Genomic DNA, 15,576 nt, shown 5'->3' on the forward strand with positions numbered 1-15,576 from the left:
GGCCTCGTCGTCGCCGCCGCCCTGCCGGCGCTGCTCGGCGGCTGCGCCGGCGCGGGCACCGCGGCCGCAGCCCCCGGTCCGGCCGCGGAACTCCGTCTCGGCTACTTCGACAACGTCACCCACGCCCCGGCCCTGGTCGGGCTGGAACAGGGCATCATCGCCGACGCCCTCGGCGACACCGTGCTGCAGACGCAGGTGCTCGGCGCCGGCCCGGCCGCCGTCGAAGCCCTCAGCGCCGGAGCCATCGACGCCGCCTATCTCGGCCCGAACCCGGCCGTGAACAGTTATGTGCAGAGCGCCGGCCAGTCGCTGCGGATCGTCGCCGGTGCCGCCGGCGGCGGGGCCGCCCTCGTCGTGCGCGCCGGCATCACCGACCCGTCCGACCTGGCCGGCACCACCCTCGCCACCCCGCAGCTGGGCAACACGCAGGACGTCGCCCTGCGCTCCTGGCTGGCCACCGAAGGCTTCGAGACCAGCACCACGGGCGGCGGCGACGTGGACATCGTGCCTACCGAGAATGCGCAGACCCTCGCCCTGTTCCAGAACGGCACGATCGACGGCGCCTGGCTGCCCGAGCCCTGGGTCTCCCGCCTGGTGCTGGAGGCCGGCGCCACCGTGCTCGTGGACGAGGCGTCGCTCTGGCCTGATGGAGCATTCCCCACCACGGTGCTGGTCGTGCGCAGTGACTACCTGGCGGCGCACCCGGACACGGTGCGGGATCTCGTGGCCGGGCACGCGGCATCCGTCGACTGGCTCACCCGCCACCCCGACGAGGCCGCCACGGTGATCAACGCGAAGTTGACCGCCGACACCGGCACGCCGCTGCCCGATGCCGTGCTCGCCCGCGCCCTCACCGCCGTGACGTTCACCACCGACCCCTATGCAGCGACGTTCCCGGTGTCGCTGCAGAACGCCGTCGACGCAGGTACCGCGAAACCGGGCACCCTCGACGGGCTCTTCGATCTCGCACCGTTGAACGCGGTGCTCGCTGAGGCAGGCGGGGCCGCCGTCTCCGCCGCCGGACTCGGAAGGGACTGACCATGAACACCACAACGGATGCCCCGGTCGCCACCCCCGCGACCCTCGCCGCCGCGGGCACCACCTCCGCTGCCCCCGCGATCCGCATCGAGGGGCTCGGCAAGCGCTTCGGCGCCGCCGGCCCGGTCGTGCTCGAGGACATCAACCTGACCATCGAGCCCGGTGAGTTCGTCTGCCTGCTCGGCGCCTCCGGCTGCGGCAAGTCGACGCTGCTGAACATCATCGCCGGCCTCGAACACCCCACGACCGGCACGGTCACCGTCACCAGCGGCAGCGCCGCGGTCATGTTCCAGGAGTCGGCGCTGTTCCCCTGGCTGACCGCCGGGCGCAACGTGGAACTCGCGCTCAAGCTGCGCGGGGTGCCGCGCGCCCGGCGCCGCACCCAGGCCCTCGAACTGCTCGACCTGGTCAACCTCGCGGATGCCGCCCACAAGCGCCCGCACGAACTCTCCGGCGGCATGCGGCAGCGCGTCGCGCTCGCCCGCTCGCTCGCCCAGGACCGCAAGGTGCTCCTGATGGACGAACCGTTCGCCGCCCTCGACGCCATCACCCGCGACCTGCTGCATGAGGAGCTGGAACGCATCTGGCGGGAAACCGGCCGCACCATCGTCTTCGTCACCCACAACGTGCGCGAGGCGGCCCGGCTCGGCCAGCGGGTGCTGCTGATGACGAGCCGGCCGGGGCGCATCGTCAACGAGTGGCGGATCGACGACACCGGTCCCCGCCGGATCGAATCGCCCGAGGTGTCCCGCCTGGCCATCGAAATCACCGACCAGCTGCGAGAGGAGATCCGCCGCAATGCCGTCTGACACGAACACCGCCACAAGCTACGCCACCGCGTCCACATCCACTGCCCACGACGAACTCCGCCGCCTCGAATCCGGCCTGGACGCCCTGCAGACCGTTCCCCTCACCGAGCGGGGCGCTTTCCGCCGCACCCTCGACGGCGTGCTGCCGCCCGTGCTGCTCCTGCTCGCCCTGGTCGTCGCCTGGCAGTTCTACACCGTCATCGCCGATCCCCGGCCCGACCTCTACCCGGGCCCGCTGGACGTGGCCGCGTCGATCGCCGAGCTCTGGGGTGACGGCCGGCTGCAGCAGGCGGTGACCACGAGCCTGTCCCGCGGCGGCGCCGGCTTCCTGATCGCGGTCGCCATCGGCACGCCGCTGGGCCTGCTGCTCGCCGAGTGGCGACTGCTGCGGCGCGCGCTCGGGCCGCTCCTGTCCGGGCTGCAGGTGCTTCCGTCCGTGGCCTGGGTGCCGGCGGCGATCATCTGGTTCGGCCTCACCGACGCCACGGTCTACTTCGTGGTGCTGATGGGCGCGGTGCCGTCGATCGCGAACGGTCTCGTCTCCGGCATCGACCAGGTGCCACCGCAGCTGCGCCGGGTGGGCACCGTGCTCGGCGCCTCCCGCAGCCAGCTCGCCACCCTCGTCATCCTGCCGGCGGCTCTGCCCGGCTACCTCTCCGGCCTCAAGCAGGGCTGGGCCTTCTCATGGCGGTCCCTGATGGCCGCGGAGATCATCGCGATGGGCGGTTCGATCGGCTTCGGGCTCGGTTCGATGCTGCAGCAGAGCCGCGAGCTCGCCGACCTGCCCGCCGTGCTGGCGACCATCCTGATCATCCTCGCGGTGGGCATCCTGGTGGAGCTCGTCGTCTTCGCACCCGTGGAACGCCGGCTGCTGCGCCGCCGCGGCCTGAACCCTGGAGTACACCGATGAGCACCGACCTCTACCCTCTGGGCTTGCGCCTGACCGGCAAGGCCGTGCTCGTCGTCGGCGGCGGAGCGGTGGCCGCCCGCCGCGCCTCCGCCCTGGTCCAGGCCGGCGCCCGGGTCACCGTGGTCGCCCCGGTCGCCGGCCCCGACCTCCGCGCCCTGTTACACACGGGCGCGCTCACCTGGCGCGAGCGCGCCTATGAGACCGACGACCTCGACGGCGCCTGGCTCGCCCACACGGCGACCGGGGTGACGGATGTCGACGCCCGCGTCGCCGCCGACGCCGACGCCGCCCGCATCTGGTGCGTCAACGCCGCCGAGCATCGCTCCTCGGCCGCCTGGGTTCCCGCCGTGTCCCGCCGCGGCGATGTGACCGTCGCCGTGTCCGCCGGCGGTGACCCGCGCCGCGCGATGGCGCTGCGGGACGCCGTGGCCGACGGCCTCGACGCGGGCTCCCTGCCACTGCGGCACCACCGCCGCCCGTCCGGCCCCGGCACCGTGCACCTGATCGGCGGAGGCCCCGGCGACCCCGGCCTGATCACCGTGCTCGGCCGCCGCCTGCTCGCCGAAGCGGATGTCGTGATCGCCGACCGGCTCGGCCCGCGCGGGCTCCTGGGCGAACTCGACGCCGATGTGCTCGTGATCGACGTGGGCAAGCTGCCCGGGCACCATCCGGTACCCCAGGACGAGATCAACGCGCTGCTGGTCGAGCACGCCCTGGCCGGCCGGCGGGTCGCGCGGCTCAAGGGCGGCGACCCCTATGTTCTCGGCCGCGGCGGCGAGGAGGCGGCGTTCTGCCGCAGCCACGGCGTGCCGGTCGAGGTCGTGCCCGGCGTCACCAGCGCCATCTCGGTGCCCGCGGCGGCCGGCATCCCGGTCACCCACCGCGGGGTCGCGAACGGTTTCACGGTCGTCACCGGCCACGAGCAGATCGCCACCCTGCCGGGTGGGTCCGACCACACCGTGCTGCTCCTGATGGGCGTCAGCGCCCTGGCCGGGTCGGCTCGGGTGCTCGCCACCGGCAACCGCGGCGACGGATGCCCCGTCGCCATCATCGAGGACGGCTACGGCCCGAACCAGCGCGTCACCATCGGCACGCTCGCCACCATTGCCGCCCGGGCGGCCGAGCGGGGCGTGCGCTCCCCGGCCGTGGTCGTGGTCGGCGACGTGGTGCGGCTCAGTCCGCACTTCGCCCCGGCCCGCCGGCGCGGCTCCTCCGAGCCGGTGCCCACCGTCTCCGTTCCCCCCGCCTCGGCACTCCCCGTCGCCCGCCCCACCGTCTCCGCACTCGCTCTCCGAAAGGCCCACTCATGACCCGGACGCCCCTGTCGCCCCAGCAGCCCCAGCCGCCCCAGCCGCTGCGCGTCGCCATCATCGGCGCCGGTCCGGCCGGCATCTACGCCGGCAACATTCTCGGCCAGATGGTGCGGGCCGCGGGCCATGAGGTCACCATCGACCTCTTCGATTCCCTGCCGGCCCCCTACGGCCTGATCCGCTACGGGGTGGCACCCGACCACCCCCGGATCAAGGGCATCGTGAACTCCCTGCACGAGATGCTCGACGCCGGCACCATCCGATTCCTCGGCAACGTGGCCTACGGCACCGACATCGACCTCACCGACCTCTCCGCGCATTACCACGCGGTCATCTTCGCGACCGGGGCCATCCGCGACGCCGACCTCGACATTCCCGGCATCGACCTGCCGGGCTCCTACGGGGCCGCCGACTTCGTCTCCTGGTTCGACGGGCATCCGGATGCCCCGCGCGACTGGCCGCTCGACGCCACCGACGTGGCCGTGATCGGCAACGGCAACGTGGCCCTCGACGTGGCGCGGATGCTCGCCAAGCACCCAGCCGACCTGCTCAGCACCGACATCCCCGCCAACGTGCACGCCGGGCTGCTCGGATCCCCCGTCACCGATGTGCACGTGTTCGGTCGCCGCGGGCCCGGACAGGTGAAGTTCACCCCGATCGAGCTGCGCGAACTCGGCGACGTACCGGACGTGGACGTGATCGTCTACGAGGAGGACTTCCCCCGCGACGAACAGTCCGAGGCGCGCCTGGCCGCATCGAACAACCAGGTCAAGGTGATGAGCCGCACCCTGAACGGCTGGCTCACCCGGCAGCCCACGGGCGCCTCCCGGCGGCTGCACCTGCACTTCCTGCACAGCCCGGCCGAGGTGTACGGCACCGACCGGGTCGAGGGGATGCGCTTCGAGCGCACCCGGCCCACCGAGGACGGCGGCGTGCGCGGCACCGGGGAGTTCCTCGACTACCCGGTTCAGGCCGTCTACCGTGCGGTCGGCTACCGCGGCAGCGCACTGCCCGAGCTGCCCTTCGACGCGGCGCGCGGGGTGTTGCCCAACGACGGCGGCCGCATCCTGGCTGCCGACGGCACCCCGCTGCCGGGGCTCTACGCCACCGGCTGGATCAAGCGCGGCCCGGTCGGGCTGATCGGGCACACCAAGGGGGACGCCCTGGAGACCGTGACCCGTCTGGTCGAGGACCTCGCGCAACTGCCGGAGCCCACGGCCTCGAACGGAAGCGGAGGCGACGCCGCCGGGGACGGGATCCTGGGTCTGCTCGGCGAGCGCGGCATCCGTTACACGACGTGGTCGGGCTGGCTCGCCCTCGACGCGCACGAGCGGGCGCTCGGCGACGCCGACGAGTCCGGCGTGCCGCGAGAACGGGTGAAGGTCGTGCCGCGCGGCGAGCAGGTGGCCATCGCGGCCGAGACCGTGCTGGTGACCACGTGACGTATGTGATCGCCCTGCCCTGCGTGGATGTGAAGGACCGCGCCTGCGTCGACGAGTGTCCGGTGGACTGCATCTACGAGGGCGAGCGGTCGCTGTATATCCACCCCGACGAATGCGTCGACTGCGGCGCCTGCGAACCCGTCTGCCCGGTGGAGGCCATCTACTACGAGGACGACCTGCCCACGGTCTGGGCCGACTATTACCGGGCCAACGTGGACTTCTTCACCGAGCTGGGCTCCCCCGGCGGTGCCGCGAAGACCGGCGTGCAGGCCTTCGACCATCCCCTGATCACGGCGCTGCCCAACCAGGTTCCCTGACCCAATTCGACGGAGATTTTTTGCCCGCACCGGCCCCGAACACGCCGATAGAGCGCTCTACACCGAAAATCTCCGTCGAATTGGTTCACGGGCGAGCCCCGCCCGAGCGCGCAAGCCCCCAGACAAGCGTGCGGCCCGGGTTTACGGTGTCGGCATGGTTGTGAGCACGGGATCGAACAGTATGCGCACCGAGGTCATCCGGTGCGTCGCCGCCTGCGACGCCCTGGTGGCGGTGAGCGAGGATTGCGCGGATGCCTGCCTGCGCATCAACGGCAACGGCGACGTCACCCGCTGCTTCCTCGCCGACCTGGACTGCATCGAGGTGTGCTCGTCGACGAGCCGGCTGCTGTCGTGGCATATGCGCCGGGACGGCCCGACGACCGTCGCCCTGTTGGAGACCTGCCGTGAAGCCGCCCGGGCATCGACGCTGGCCTGCGAGTACCTGGCCGGGCTGCATCCGGGCTGGCAGACCTGCACCATGGCCTGCCGCCGGGTCGACGACGCCTGTGAGCGGCTCCTGGCCGTGCTGCGCTGATCACCGGCCGTCGGCACGCCCGTTGGGGCGATCTGTCAGGAGGCTTGTTCGTCGTCTTTCGCGATGCGCTGCCCGACCACGGCGGAGACCCCGTCGAGGCGCATGGAGACGCCGTAGAGGGCATCCGCGATCTCCATGGTGCGCTTCTGGTGGGTGATGACGATGAGCTGGCTGGTGGCGCGCAGGTCCTCGAAGATGGTCAGCAGCCGACCCAGATTGGCGTCGTCGAGGGCAGCCTCCACCTCGTCCATGATGTAGAACGGACTCGGGCGGGCCTTGAAGATGGCGATCAGCAGGGCCACAGCGGCGAGCGAGCGCTCCCCACCCGACAGCAGCGAGAGCCGCTCGATCTTCTTGCCGGCGGGCTTGACCGACACCTCGATGCCGGTCGTGAGCAGGTTGTCGGGATCGGTGAGACGGATGCTGCCGCTCCCGCCCGGGAACAGCACCGGGAACACCTCGGCGAACGCCGCCTGGGTGTCGTCGAAGGCGCTGCCGAAGATGACACCCATCTTCTCGTCGATCTCCTCGATGATCGTGAGCAGGTCGCGGCGCGTGTTGGTGAGGTCGGTGAGCTGCTCGGTGAGGAAGCGGTGCCGCTGCTCGAGCGCCGCGAACTCCTCGAGGGCGAGCGGGTTCACCCGGCCGAGCTGGGCGTAGCGGCGCTCGGCGACGGCGAGGCGGCGCTGCTGGTCCTCCCGGTCGAAGCGGAGGGGTGCTGCGTTCGGGTCGGCGGTGTTCGTGCTCGGGATCGGCTGGTCGGGCCCGTACTCCGCCACGAGCACGTCTTCGGTCAGACCGAGGTCGCTGACGGCGCGTTCGAGCAGACCGGACAGGTGCAGTTTCTTCTCGTAGATGGCCAGCTCCAGACCGTGCACGGTCTCGGTGACGGCCTGCAGCCGGGCGCGCAGGGTGCTGTCCTCCCGGCGCAGCGCCGCGAGCTCCTCGTTCTGGCTGCTGCGCTCGGCCTCGACGGTCGCCAGACGCATCCGGGCCTCGCTGACGGCGGCGTCGACCGAGGCGAGCACCAGCGGGAGCGCCTCGGCCACCCGGCTGGCGGCATCCACCTGGCGACGACGGATGACCGCACGTCGGGCAGCCTCATCCGCCGCCGCCTGTTCGGCGTGCTGCTGCTTCACCAGCGCATCGGCTCGCGCCTGACCGGCGCGCACGCGTTCGCGGGCGGTCTCGGCCTGCAGCCGGGCCTCGACCTCGGTTTCACGCGCGACCTCGAGGGCTTTATCGAGAGCGTCGCGGGACCCGGTGTCCAGCACCGGGCGCGGCCGGGCGCGCTGTTCGTCGCGCTCGGCGCGGGCCTTCTCGTTCGCGGCCTCCGCGACGGCGACGGCCTCACCCTGTTGCAGGAGGGCGGCGGACAACCGGCTCAGCTCGGCGGTGGCTGCCTCGAGTTGCACGGTGGCGCGGTTGGTTTTGTCGAAGTGCACGGTCTGGCGGGATTCGAGCTCCCGAACCCGGGCTGCGGCGGCGTGCGCCTGCGTCTTCCGGGTGGTCAGCAGCGTGCAGGCGGCGGCGAGATCCGCGACGATCTGCTCGATCCGGGTGCGCACCGCGGCGAGGGAGTCGGCGGCGCCGTCGCGGTCGGCCACCAGCTCGAGCCGGCTGCGCCGGGCGCCGGAGCCACCGCGCAGCACGGAGTCGCTGAGCACGTCCCCGGCACGGGTGATGACCGTGAGCGGTACCTCGGCGGACGGCCCGACTCGGTCCATCGCGTCGCGGGCGACGTCGAGATCGTCGGCGATGATCGTGTGCCGGAGCAGGCCGAGCACCCCGGTCGGCGCGTCGATCACCGAGTCGGCCCAGAGCAATCCGGCCTCCGCGGAGAGGTCGGGGCGGGCCGGGGATACATCGTCGCTCGTTCCGGCCACGATCAGCTCGACCCGGCCGAGGTCGTCGGTGCGGGCGCGCACGATGGCGTCGATCGCCGCGCCGCGGGTGTCGGCGAGCACGGCGTCGGCGAGGGAGCCGAGGGCGGCGGCGATCGCGGCCTCGTAGCCGGGCCGCACGCGCACGTGTTCGGCCACCAGGCCACGGATGCCAGCGGGCGCCGCCGCGAGCAGCGCCGACGAACCGTCTTTCTGGTCCAGGGCCAGGGACAGCGCCCCCGCACGGGCGGCCAGGGCGTCCCGTTCACGTTCGCTGCGGTGCAGCGCCTCCCGCAGACGCTCGACGTCGGCCTCGGACCGGGAGACGGCGGCCCTGGCCTCCGCGGCGGCCTCCGCCGGGTGGCTCTCACCGGCGTCGAGGGCGGCCGCGTCGAGGGCCGCGGCGTCTGCGGCGAGTCCGGCCAGGTTCGCCTCGGCCGTCTGCACCCGGGCGCGGGCGGCGTCGAGGGCGTTCTGCTGCCTCAGCACCTCGCCGCGCACGGATGCCAGGCGGCCGGCGGCGGTCTCGGCCGCACCGGAGAGCCGGGACAGCTGCAGGTCGTGCCGGGAGACCAGCACGGCCTGCGCGGAGATCTGCTCATCGAGGGCGTCGAGGCGACCCCGGGCCTCGGCGGTCTCTGCCCGGGCTGCGGCCCAGGCGGAGTCGGCCACGTCGATGCGGCTCCGCAGCGCGTCGATCTCGGTCGCGGCATCCGTGAGCATGGCGGCGGTCACGCTCGGGCCGACGCTGGCGGACTCGGCCTGCGAACCGAGCAGGGCCAGCCGCTGGTTGGCGAGCGTGTAGAGGCCGCGCAGGCGCTCCTGCACGGATTCGAGGCCGAAGCTCGTGCGCCGTGCCAGGTCGACGGCATCGCCGACCTGCTCCTGCTCGAGTCGCTGCAGCCGGCGCTGCCGGGTCTCGAGTTGTTCGGTCAGCACGAGTCGTTCGGCGTGCCGCTCGCTCTCGGTGCGGCCGTGCGCGTCGAGCGCGGTGCGCAGGGTGACCACGTCGTCGGCGAGCAGCCGGGCCCGCGCGTCGCGAGCCACGGCGGCGATGGTTTGCGCCTCCCGGGCGATGTCGGCCTGGCGCCCGAGCGGTTTGAGCTGCCGTCGGATCTCCCCGGCCAGGTCGCTCAACCGGGTGAGATTGGCCTGCATACCGTCGAGCTTGCGGAGGGTCTTCTCCTTACGCCGGCGGTGCTTGAGGATTCCGGCGGCCTCCTCGATGAAGCCGCGCCGCTCCTCGGGGCTGGCGCGCAGCACGGCGTCGAGCTGCCCCTGCCCGACGATGACGTGCATCTCCCGGCCGAGGCCGGAGTCGCTGAGCAGCTCCTGCACGTCGAGCAACCGGCAGGTTCGCCCGTTGATCGCATACTCACTCGCGCCGTTGCGAAAGAGGGTGCGGGAGATGGTGACCTCGGTGTAGTCGATCGGCAGCGCGCCATCCGTGTTGTCGATGGTCAGTGTCACGGCCGCCCGACCGAGCGGGCCCTTGGTGGACGTGCCCGCGAAGATGACGTCTTCCATCTTGCCGCCGCGGAGGGTCTTCGCGCCCTGCTCGCCCATCACCCAGGCGAGCGCGTCGACGACGTTGGATTTGCCCGAGCCGTTGGGGCCGACCACGCAGGTCACACCGGGTTCGAAGGCGAAGGTGGTGGGGTGGGCGAAGGATTTGAAGCCCTTGAGGGTGAGACTCTTCAGATACACCGGTTCGCCCCCTTTCGTCGCTCATCGGGCCGCGGACGCCCGACGTGCCGCTCCCGACCACGGTACCGGACACCGCCGACACCGCTCGGTAGGCGCGGTCTCCGACGAATTCGTTCGGCCGGTCATGGCACAGGACGGCATGGGGAAGCGCGGCTACGCTGGCGCACCATGGAGACCTTCCGCTTCGAGATCGAGGAACTCACCGTCCCCGCCGCCCCGCAGGCTCCCGGCTGGGCGGATTTCGTGGCGGCGAACGGGGTGCGCAACACGGTCGAGGCCGAGGCGTACGGCACCGTGGACCTGGAGTTGACCGCCGATGAGGTCCTGCCCGGCTGGCTCAACCAGAGGTGGGAGCCGAAGCGTCTGTTCGTGGCGCGGACTGAGGGACGCATCGTCGGGCATGGTCACTACGAGACCCTTCCGGAGGATTCCGCCGACCACGCGTGGCTGGCCGTGGGCGTGCTTCCCGAATACCGTGGGCGAGGCATCGGCACGGCCCTCGCCGACCGGCTCGAGGCTGTCGCTCACTCCGAAGGCCGCAGCGTGCAGATCGTCTACGCACCTTCACCGGATGCGCCGGGTGAGCGTCTGCCCTCCCCCACCGGTTTCGGCTCGGTTCCCCTCGACAACCCCGAAGTCCGGTTTCTGCAGCGCCGCGGTTATCTCCTCGAGCAGGTCGTGCGTGCCAGCCGACTGCCCCTGCCGGTGGATCCCGTGCAGCTCCGCCGACTGGGCGACCTTGCCGCCCTGCATGCCGGCCCGGACTATTCGGTGGTGCAGTGGATCGATCGCACCCCGCCGGTCTGGTTGCCCGATCTGGCGGTGCTCTATTCGCGCATGAGCACGGATGCGCCGAGCGCCGGCCTGGCCGAACCCGAGCAGCGCTGGACGCCGGAGCGCGTCAGCCAGGAGGAGCAGAAGGTCGCGGCGAGTCCGCGCACCACGCTGACCTCGGCTGTGCTCCATGGGCCGAGCGGCCACCTCGTGGGATTCACCGAGTTGGAGGTGCCGGCGGAACTCGGCCGGGCGGTCAGCCAGGAGGACACCCTGGTGCTCCGCGAGCACCGCGGACGCCGGTTGGGCATGCTGCTGAAGATCGCGAATCTCGAGTTGCTCACGCTCGAGCGCACCGGGCATCCGTCAGTGCTGACCTACAACGCGGAAGAGAACCGGCACATGCTCACGGTCAACGAGGCCATCGGTTTCGCGCCGATGGGCTACGAGGGTGCCTGGCGCCGCGACGCCCAGTGACCCGGCGCCCGGTGGTCGACCCCGTCGACACCAGAGCCCGCCGAGACCCGGTGGTCGAGCCCGTCGACACCAGAGCCCGCCGAGACCCGGTGGTCGAGCCCGTCGAGACCAGAGCCCGCCGAGACCCGGTGGTCGAGCCCGTCGAGACCAGAGCCTGTCGAGACCCGGGGACCCGCCCTCCAGAGGCTCCCACGACGGTGGTCGAGCCTGTCGAGACCCGGGGCCAGGGGCCCGGGGCCAGGGGCCACACCTACGGTGCCGCCCGTTTGCTCGGCAGCGAGATCAGGGTCTGCTCCGGGTCAACGTCGACGGGTGGCCGGAGCCAGTAGTCGTTTCCGGTGCGGATGATGCTCCAGTGCTGGTTATGCAGCAGCAGATGGTGCGGATGACACAGCAGCACCCCGTCGGCAAGGTCGGTGTAGCCGTTGTCTTTCAACCATTCGTTGATGTGGTGCGCTTCGCTCCACGCGGGCGATCTATCGCAGTCGACCCACCGGCAGCCCCCATCACGCACGCCCATCGCCGCGCGCTGTGCCTCGGTGAAGAGACGTTCGTCACGTCCGACGTTGATGATGTCGCCGGATTCATTGAATTGGATGCCGCGGTTTCCGGTGTCGCAGAGCAACCGGTCGATGGTCTCCTGCGAGATCGGCACGGGGTTTCCCTCGATCTGCCCGTGAGCGGCGGCTTCGCGGGTTTCGGTGGCTGCGGCGGTCTCCGGGGTGCCTGGCTGGCCCGGCTTCAGGGCCTTCTCGGTCACGATGACCCGAACCGCGGGGCGGCGGCCGCCGAAGACCCGGCCCTGGTCGGCTTCGCCGGCGATCTTCAGCAACTGCACGAGGGCGTCGGCGGCGATCTGCTCCGTGCTGCGGGGGTCATCCTGGACGCGCTTGGCCCAGGCGGCCTTGTCCTTGTCGACGAAACGCACCCCGCCGCGGCGAGGGCTGGTCACGGAGTCGAAAGTCGAGAGGACAAATTCGCCGTCTTCGGGTGCGAAGAGCCCGTGCAGGCGCACGTTGCCGTTGCCGAGCCGGTAGACCCGCAGGAACCGGTCGTCGTGGGCCTGCTTCTCGCGGGCGGCGATGCCGGCCTCGTCGAGCTGGTCGCGCATCCGGCGTGCGAGTTTGAAGACCTGGTCGACATTCAGTGACGCGGCCTCAACGAGGAGGGAATCGAGGGCGGTGCCGAGCCTCTCGGCGGTGACCGCGGCGTCGATCTGCCCCAGACCGGAACGGATCGACTCGGCCGCATCGACCGAGAGGGTGCCGTCGGTGACGGCGTGGGCGATCGGTGCCTGCCACGGCACCTTCGCCACGAAAGCGGCGACGAGACCGGGATCACTGTCGGGTGCGTCCACGGCAGCCTCGACCAGTTTCTCCGCCGCCTCGGCATCGGCCATCATCGTGCCGACGGCGACGAGCTTGAACGCGTCGTTTTTGGTCGACCCGGTCACCGTCTGGATGAGTGCCTCGGGTGAGAGGAACCCTTGCTGCGCGGCGAGACCGGAGTGGCCGAGCTCGGGCCGGGAGCGGCGGGCGATGGTCGCCGCCATCCAGGCGGAACGGGTGTCGAGGAGCCGCCGGGCGGCTGCGATCTGCTTCTGGCCGGCCAGCACCTCAGAATCGGGAAGAGCCTCGTAGTCGGCGCAGGACGAGCCCAGGCGAGCGACGGCATCCGTCGCCGTTCTGAGATCATCTGCGGTGGTGGTCATGCGTCGAGACTACCAGAACTAGTACGCGTAGTCGAGAGTTGTTCACTTATTTTATAGCTAAGTTTCGAATTTGTTTTCGAGGCGGCGGTTCCAGGCGGGCGGTGCGTCAGCGCAGTCGCTGGCAGCGTGGGCAGAGGTGTGAGCTGCGGTTCATGAACTGCTGCCGCACAAGCAGTGTGCCGCAGCGGGGGCAGGGCGAACCCTGCCGTCCATACGCGTTGAGGCTGTGCGAGAAATACCCGGACTGCCCGTTCACGTTCACGTATTGCGCGTCGAAACTCGTTCCGCCCTCGGCCAGGGCACGGTTCAGGATGCTGCGGACCGCGGCCAGCAGCGCCCGACCCTTCGCGGGCGACAGGGACTGTGCCGGCTGCTCGTAGTGCACTCGGGCCGCGAACAGCGCCTCGTCAGCGTAGATGTTGCCGATGCCGCTGATCAGGGTCTGGTCGAGCAGGGCACGCTTGATCCCGGTTTTCTTGCGCCCCAGGGCCGCCAGGAAGAGCGGCGCCGAGAAGCCCGGGTCCAGCGGGTCGCGAGCGATGTGCGCCACCTGTGACGGGATCAGCCCCGGCCAGCCCGCGCCTGCAGCCAGTCCTACAGCACCGCCTGCCAGCCCGGAGTACCCGGCCGTCAGCCCGTCGCTGGTGGGCTGCATCGAGTCCACGGCCATGCTGCCGAAGATGCGCTGGTCGACGAAGTTGACCCACAGCTCGCCATGCTCCGGGTGTTCGATCTGCAAACGGATGCGCAGTTGCCGGTCCGTGTCCGATCCGGGGCTGCGCAGCAGCACCTGGCCGCTCATCCCGAGGTGCACCACGAGCGCGCGGCCGGAACTCAGCGGCAGCCAGAGGAACTTGCCCCGGCGCACGGCGGCGAGCACCCTGCGCCCCTGCAACAGGTCGGCGAACGGCCCGCTCGCCGGGTCATGGCGCCGCAGCGATCGTTGTTCGAAGACCTCGACGCCGGCGATCACTGCGCCGGACACGGCCGGCGCCAGGCCGGCGCGAACGACCTCTACTTCAGGCAGCTCGGGCATTCGAGCCTTCCAGCGACACGGCGTGCCGGCAGTTCAGGGAGTGCTGAGGCGCGTCCAGGCGTCGAGCGCTGCAGCCATCTCGGCGTGCTTCTTGCTCGTGCCTTCACCGACGGCCGTGACCACGCCAACGGTCACGGTGGCGATGAACACCTTGGAGTGGTCGGGACCGCTCTCCGCGATGGAGTACACCGGGGCACCGGAACCCAGTCGCGCTGCGGCTTCCTGCAGACTCGTCTTGGGGTCCATGGAGACACCGAAGTGCCCGGGATCGCGCAGCAGCGGCTCGATCAGCCGCATCACGAGGGCGGTGGCCGTCTCTCCACCGGAGTCGAGGTAGACGGCGCCGATGAGCGCCTCGACGGTGTCGGCGAGGATCGATGACTTGTCGCGACCACCGGTGAGGATCTCGCCGCGGCCGAGTCGCACGTAGTCGCCCAGTCCGATGCCGCGCGCGATGCCCGCGAGGGCAACGCTCGACACCAGGCTGGCCCGGCGCTTGGCGAGGTCCCCCTCGTCGAGCAGCGGATATTCCCGGTAGAGCATGACCGTCACGGCCTGCCCCAGGATCGAGTCGCCCAAAAATTCCAGGCGCTCGTTCGTGGGCACGCCGCCGTGCTCGTACGCGTACGAGCGGTGGGTCAACGCCAGTTCCAGCAGGGCCGGATCGATCTGCACACCGAGGGTCGCCAGCAGCGACGACCTCTCAGGCGCAGCACTCATGAGTGCCCACCGAGAAGATACCCCCGGACAACACTGATGCCGCGACTCCACGGACCGGAACCCGCAATCGGGTCTCCCGGCATCCGTCGGCGCGGCATCAGACGTTCTGGCACAACCGAATTAAACGTCGGCGACCTTACGGCCCTTGTATTCCATGAACAGTGCCGTGCCGGCAGCGTCGGTGACGACCTTGGCGCGGTGCGGCAGGCTGTAGACAACTTTGCCGTTTTCCATGGTCTTGACCAGGGTGGGAGCCTCGGCCTTCCAGCAGGAACGACGTGAACGGGTGTTGGAGCGTGATTGCTTGCGCTTCGGGACTGCCATGACTACTTCTCTTCTCTATCCGTTTCAGCCTGGATGTCTTCATCCGTGCCGCTGTTTTCGGAAGCTTGGAATTTCATGAGCGCGGCCCACCGGGGATCGCGCTTTTCTTCGGGTACGAATTCAGGGGCTTCGGCAAGCCGCTCGCCGGTCTCGGGGTCGAGACCTGGGCAATCCGGCCGGCAAACCGGCTGGAACGGCAGTGACAAAACCACCGCATCCCTGATCAGAGGTTCAAGATCCACGTGGTCATCTTGAACTTCACTTTCATAAGCTTCGTCTAGAGAGTACGCGAAAAGCTCGTGAAACTCGACTTGGACCGGCAATTCGACGTCGATCAGGCATCTGCCGCACTCTCCGGCGGCGATTCCCGACACCTGGGCCGACACGAGAATGCCCTCGTGCAGGGTCTCCAGACGCAGATTCGCGATCAGGGTCGAGCCTGCCTTTACGGCGACCAGGCTTTCGCCGAGGTCTTCCGGGACGTTGATTTCAAGGTGCCGTTCGTGCATCGTGCCCGGACGGTTGATCAGGTCGCGCACATCGACCTTGTACGGGGTCTTCTTAAACTTACTCACGGGGAGAG

Annotated in this window: 14 protein-coding genes; 8 read left to right on the forward strand and 6 right to left on the reverse strand. The window is 70.5% G+C overall.

All coding sequences use genetic code 11. From position 1 onward, the window contains the following. From E3T49_RS08505 to E3T49_RS08535, 7 genes are all read left to right on the forward strand, one after another. The coding region (locus E3T49_RS08505) for an ABC transporter substrate-binding protein (protein WP_134424507.1) at positions 1-1,038 on the forward strand (1,038 nt) is incomplete at its 5' end. 2 nt (positions 1,039-1,040) lie between these two features. Continuing rightward, positions 1,041-1,847: an ABC transporter ATP-binding protein gene (locus tag E3T49_RS08510; protein ID WP_134424508.1), complete on the forward strand. Its 807-nt coding sequence runs from the start codon at positions 1,041-1,043 to the stop codon at positions 1,845-1,847. After that, positions 1,837-2,757 (forward strand): ABC transporter permease, encoded by a 921-nt coding sequence (locus E3T49_RS08515; RefSeq protein ID WP_134424509.1) that lies wholly within the window; start codon positions 1,837-1,839, stop codon positions 2,755-2,757. The genes E3T49_RS08510 and E3T49_RS08515 overlap by 11 nt, the downstream gene beginning before the upstream one ends. Next, positions 2,754-4,067 carry a uroporphyrinogen-III C-methyltransferase gene (gene cobA / locus E3T49_RS08520; protein ID WP_134424510.1) on the forward strand — a complete coding sequence of 438 codons (1,314 nt, stop codon included), beginning with the start codon at positions 2,754-2,756 and terminating at the stop codon, positions 4,065-4,067. The genes E3T49_RS08515 and cobA overlap by 4 nt, the downstream gene beginning before the upstream one ends. Further along, a complete protein-coding gene (locus E3T49_RS08525) occupies positions 4,064-5,509 on the forward strand; it encodes an FAD-dependent oxidoreductase (protein ID WP_134424511.1) in 1,446 nt (481 codons plus the stop codon). Before cobA ends, E3T49_RS08525 begins: the two co-directional genes overlap by 4 nt. Next, complete coding sequence (gene fdxA, locus E3T49_RS08530) at positions 5,506-5,826, forward strand: ferredoxin (protein ID WP_134424512.1); 321 nt, start codon at positions 5,506-5,508, stop codon at positions 5,824-5,826. Before E3T49_RS08525 ends, fdxA begins: the two co-directional genes overlap by 4 nt. Positions 5,827-5,980: 154 nt before the next feature. Further along, the gene (locus tag E3T49_RS08535) at positions 5,981-6,361 is read left to right on the forward strand and encodes a four-helix bundle copper-binding protein (RefSeq protein WP_134424513.1); all 381 of its coding nucleotides are present in this window, start codon (positions 5,981-5,983) and stop codon (positions 6,359-6,361) included. Between the two features lie 35 nt (positions 6,362-6,396). Here E3T49_RS08535 and smc read toward each other — a convergent pair whose 3' ends face one another. Beyond that, positions 6,397-9,951, reverse strand: a complete 3,555-nt coding sequence (smc, locus tag E3T49_RS08540; protein WP_134424514.1) for a chromosome segregation protein SMC — start codon at positions 9,949-9,951, stop codon at positions 6,397-6,399. 168 nt (positions 9,952-10,119) lie between these two features. Between smc and E3T49_RS08545 the strand changes: the two genes are divergently transcribed. Next, the gene (locus tag E3T49_RS08545) at positions 10,120-11,202 is read left to right on the forward strand and encodes a GNAT family N-acetyltransferase (protein WP_134424515.1); all 1,083 of its coding nucleotides are present in this window, start codon (positions 10,120-10,122) and stop codon (positions 11,200-11,202) included. A 250-nt stretch (positions 11,203-11,452) separates the two neighbouring features. On the opposite strand, the gene E3T49_RS08555 is transcribed toward E3T49_RS08545, so the two are convergent. From E3T49_RS08555 to E3T49_RS08575, 5 genes are all read right to left on the reverse strand, one after another. After that, complete coding sequence (locus tag E3T49_RS08555; RefSeq protein ID WP_134424517.1) at positions 11,453-12,913, reverse strand: DUF222 domain-containing protein; 1,461 nt, start codon at positions 12,911-12,913, stop codon at positions 11,453-11,455. Between the two features lie 106 nt (positions 12,914-13,019). Next, positions 13,020-13,949, reverse strand: a complete 930-nt coding sequence (gene mutM / locus E3T49_RS08560) for a bifunctional DNA-formamidopyrimidine glycosylase/DNA-(apurinic or apyrimidinic site) lyase (RefSeq protein ID WP_134424518.1) — start codon at positions 13,947-13,949, stop codon at positions 13,020-13,022. 33 nt (positions 13,950-13,982) lie between these two features. After that, on the reverse strand, positions 13,983-14,669 hold the full coding sequence (rnc, locus tag E3T49_RS08565; protein WP_134424519.1) for a ribonuclease III: 687 nt from the start codon (positions 14,667-14,669) through the stop codon (positions 13,983-13,985). A gap of 120 nt (positions 14,670-14,789) precedes the next feature. Beyond that, a complete protein-coding gene (gene rpmF, locus E3T49_RS08570; RefSeq protein WP_066596228.1) occupies positions 14,790-14,993 on the reverse strand; it encodes a 50S ribosomal protein L32 in 204 nt (67 codons plus the stop codon). Positions 14,994-14,995: 2 nt separating this feature from the next. Further along, positions 14,996-15,568 (reverse strand): YceD family protein, encoded by a 573-nt coding sequence (locus E3T49_RS08575; protein WP_134424520.1) that lies wholly within the window; start codon positions 15,566-15,568, stop codon positions 14,996-14,998. Between the last annotated feature and the right edge of the window lie 8 nt (positions 15,569-15,576).

It is taken from the genome of Cryobacterium cryoconiti (genome assembly GCF_004403065.1).
Taxonomy (GTDB): domain Bacteria; phylum Actinomycetota; class Actinomycetes; order Actinomycetales; family Microbacteriaceae; genus Cryobacterium; species Cryobacterium cryoconiti.

Coding starts and splice junctions, on each gene's coding strand:
- E3T49_RS08510 (WP_134424508.1), top strand. CDS start 1,041: ATGAACACCACAACGGATGCCCCGGTCGCCACCCCCGCGACCCTCGCC.
- E3T49_RS08515 (WP_134424509.1), top strand. CDS start 1,837: ATGCCGTCTGACACGAACACCGCCACAAGCTACGCCACCGCGTCCACA.
- cobA (WP_134424510.1), top strand. CDS start 2,754: ATGAGCACCGACCTCTACCCTCTGGGCTTGCGCCTGACCGGCAAGGCC.
- E3T49_RS08525 (WP_134424511.1), top strand. CDS start 4,064: ATGACCCGGACGCCCCTGTCGCCCCAGCAGCCCCAGCCGCCCCAGCCG.
- E3T49_RS08535 (WP_134424513.1), top strand. CDS start 5,981: ATGGTTGTGAGCACGGGATCGAACAGTATGCGCACCGAGGTCATCCGG.
- E3T49_RS08545 (WP_134424515.1), top strand. CDS start 10,120: ATGGAGACCTTCCGCTTCGAGATCGAGGAACTCACCGTCCCCGCCGCC.
- E3T49_RS08555 (WP_134424517.1), bottom strand. CDS start 12,913: ATGACCACCACCGCAGATGATCTCAGAACGGCGACGGATGCCGTCGCT.
- mutM (WP_134424518.1), bottom strand. CDS start 13,949: ATGCCCGAGCTGCCTGAAGTAGAGGTCGTTCGCGCCGGCCTGGCGCCG.
- rnc (WP_134424519.1), bottom strand. CDS start 14,669: ATGAGTGCTGCGCCTGAGAGGTCGTCGCTGCTGGCGACCCTCGGTGTG.
- rpmF (WP_066596228.1), bottom strand. CDS start 14,993: ATGGCAGTCCCGAAGCGCAAGCAATCACGCTCCAACACCCGTTCACGT.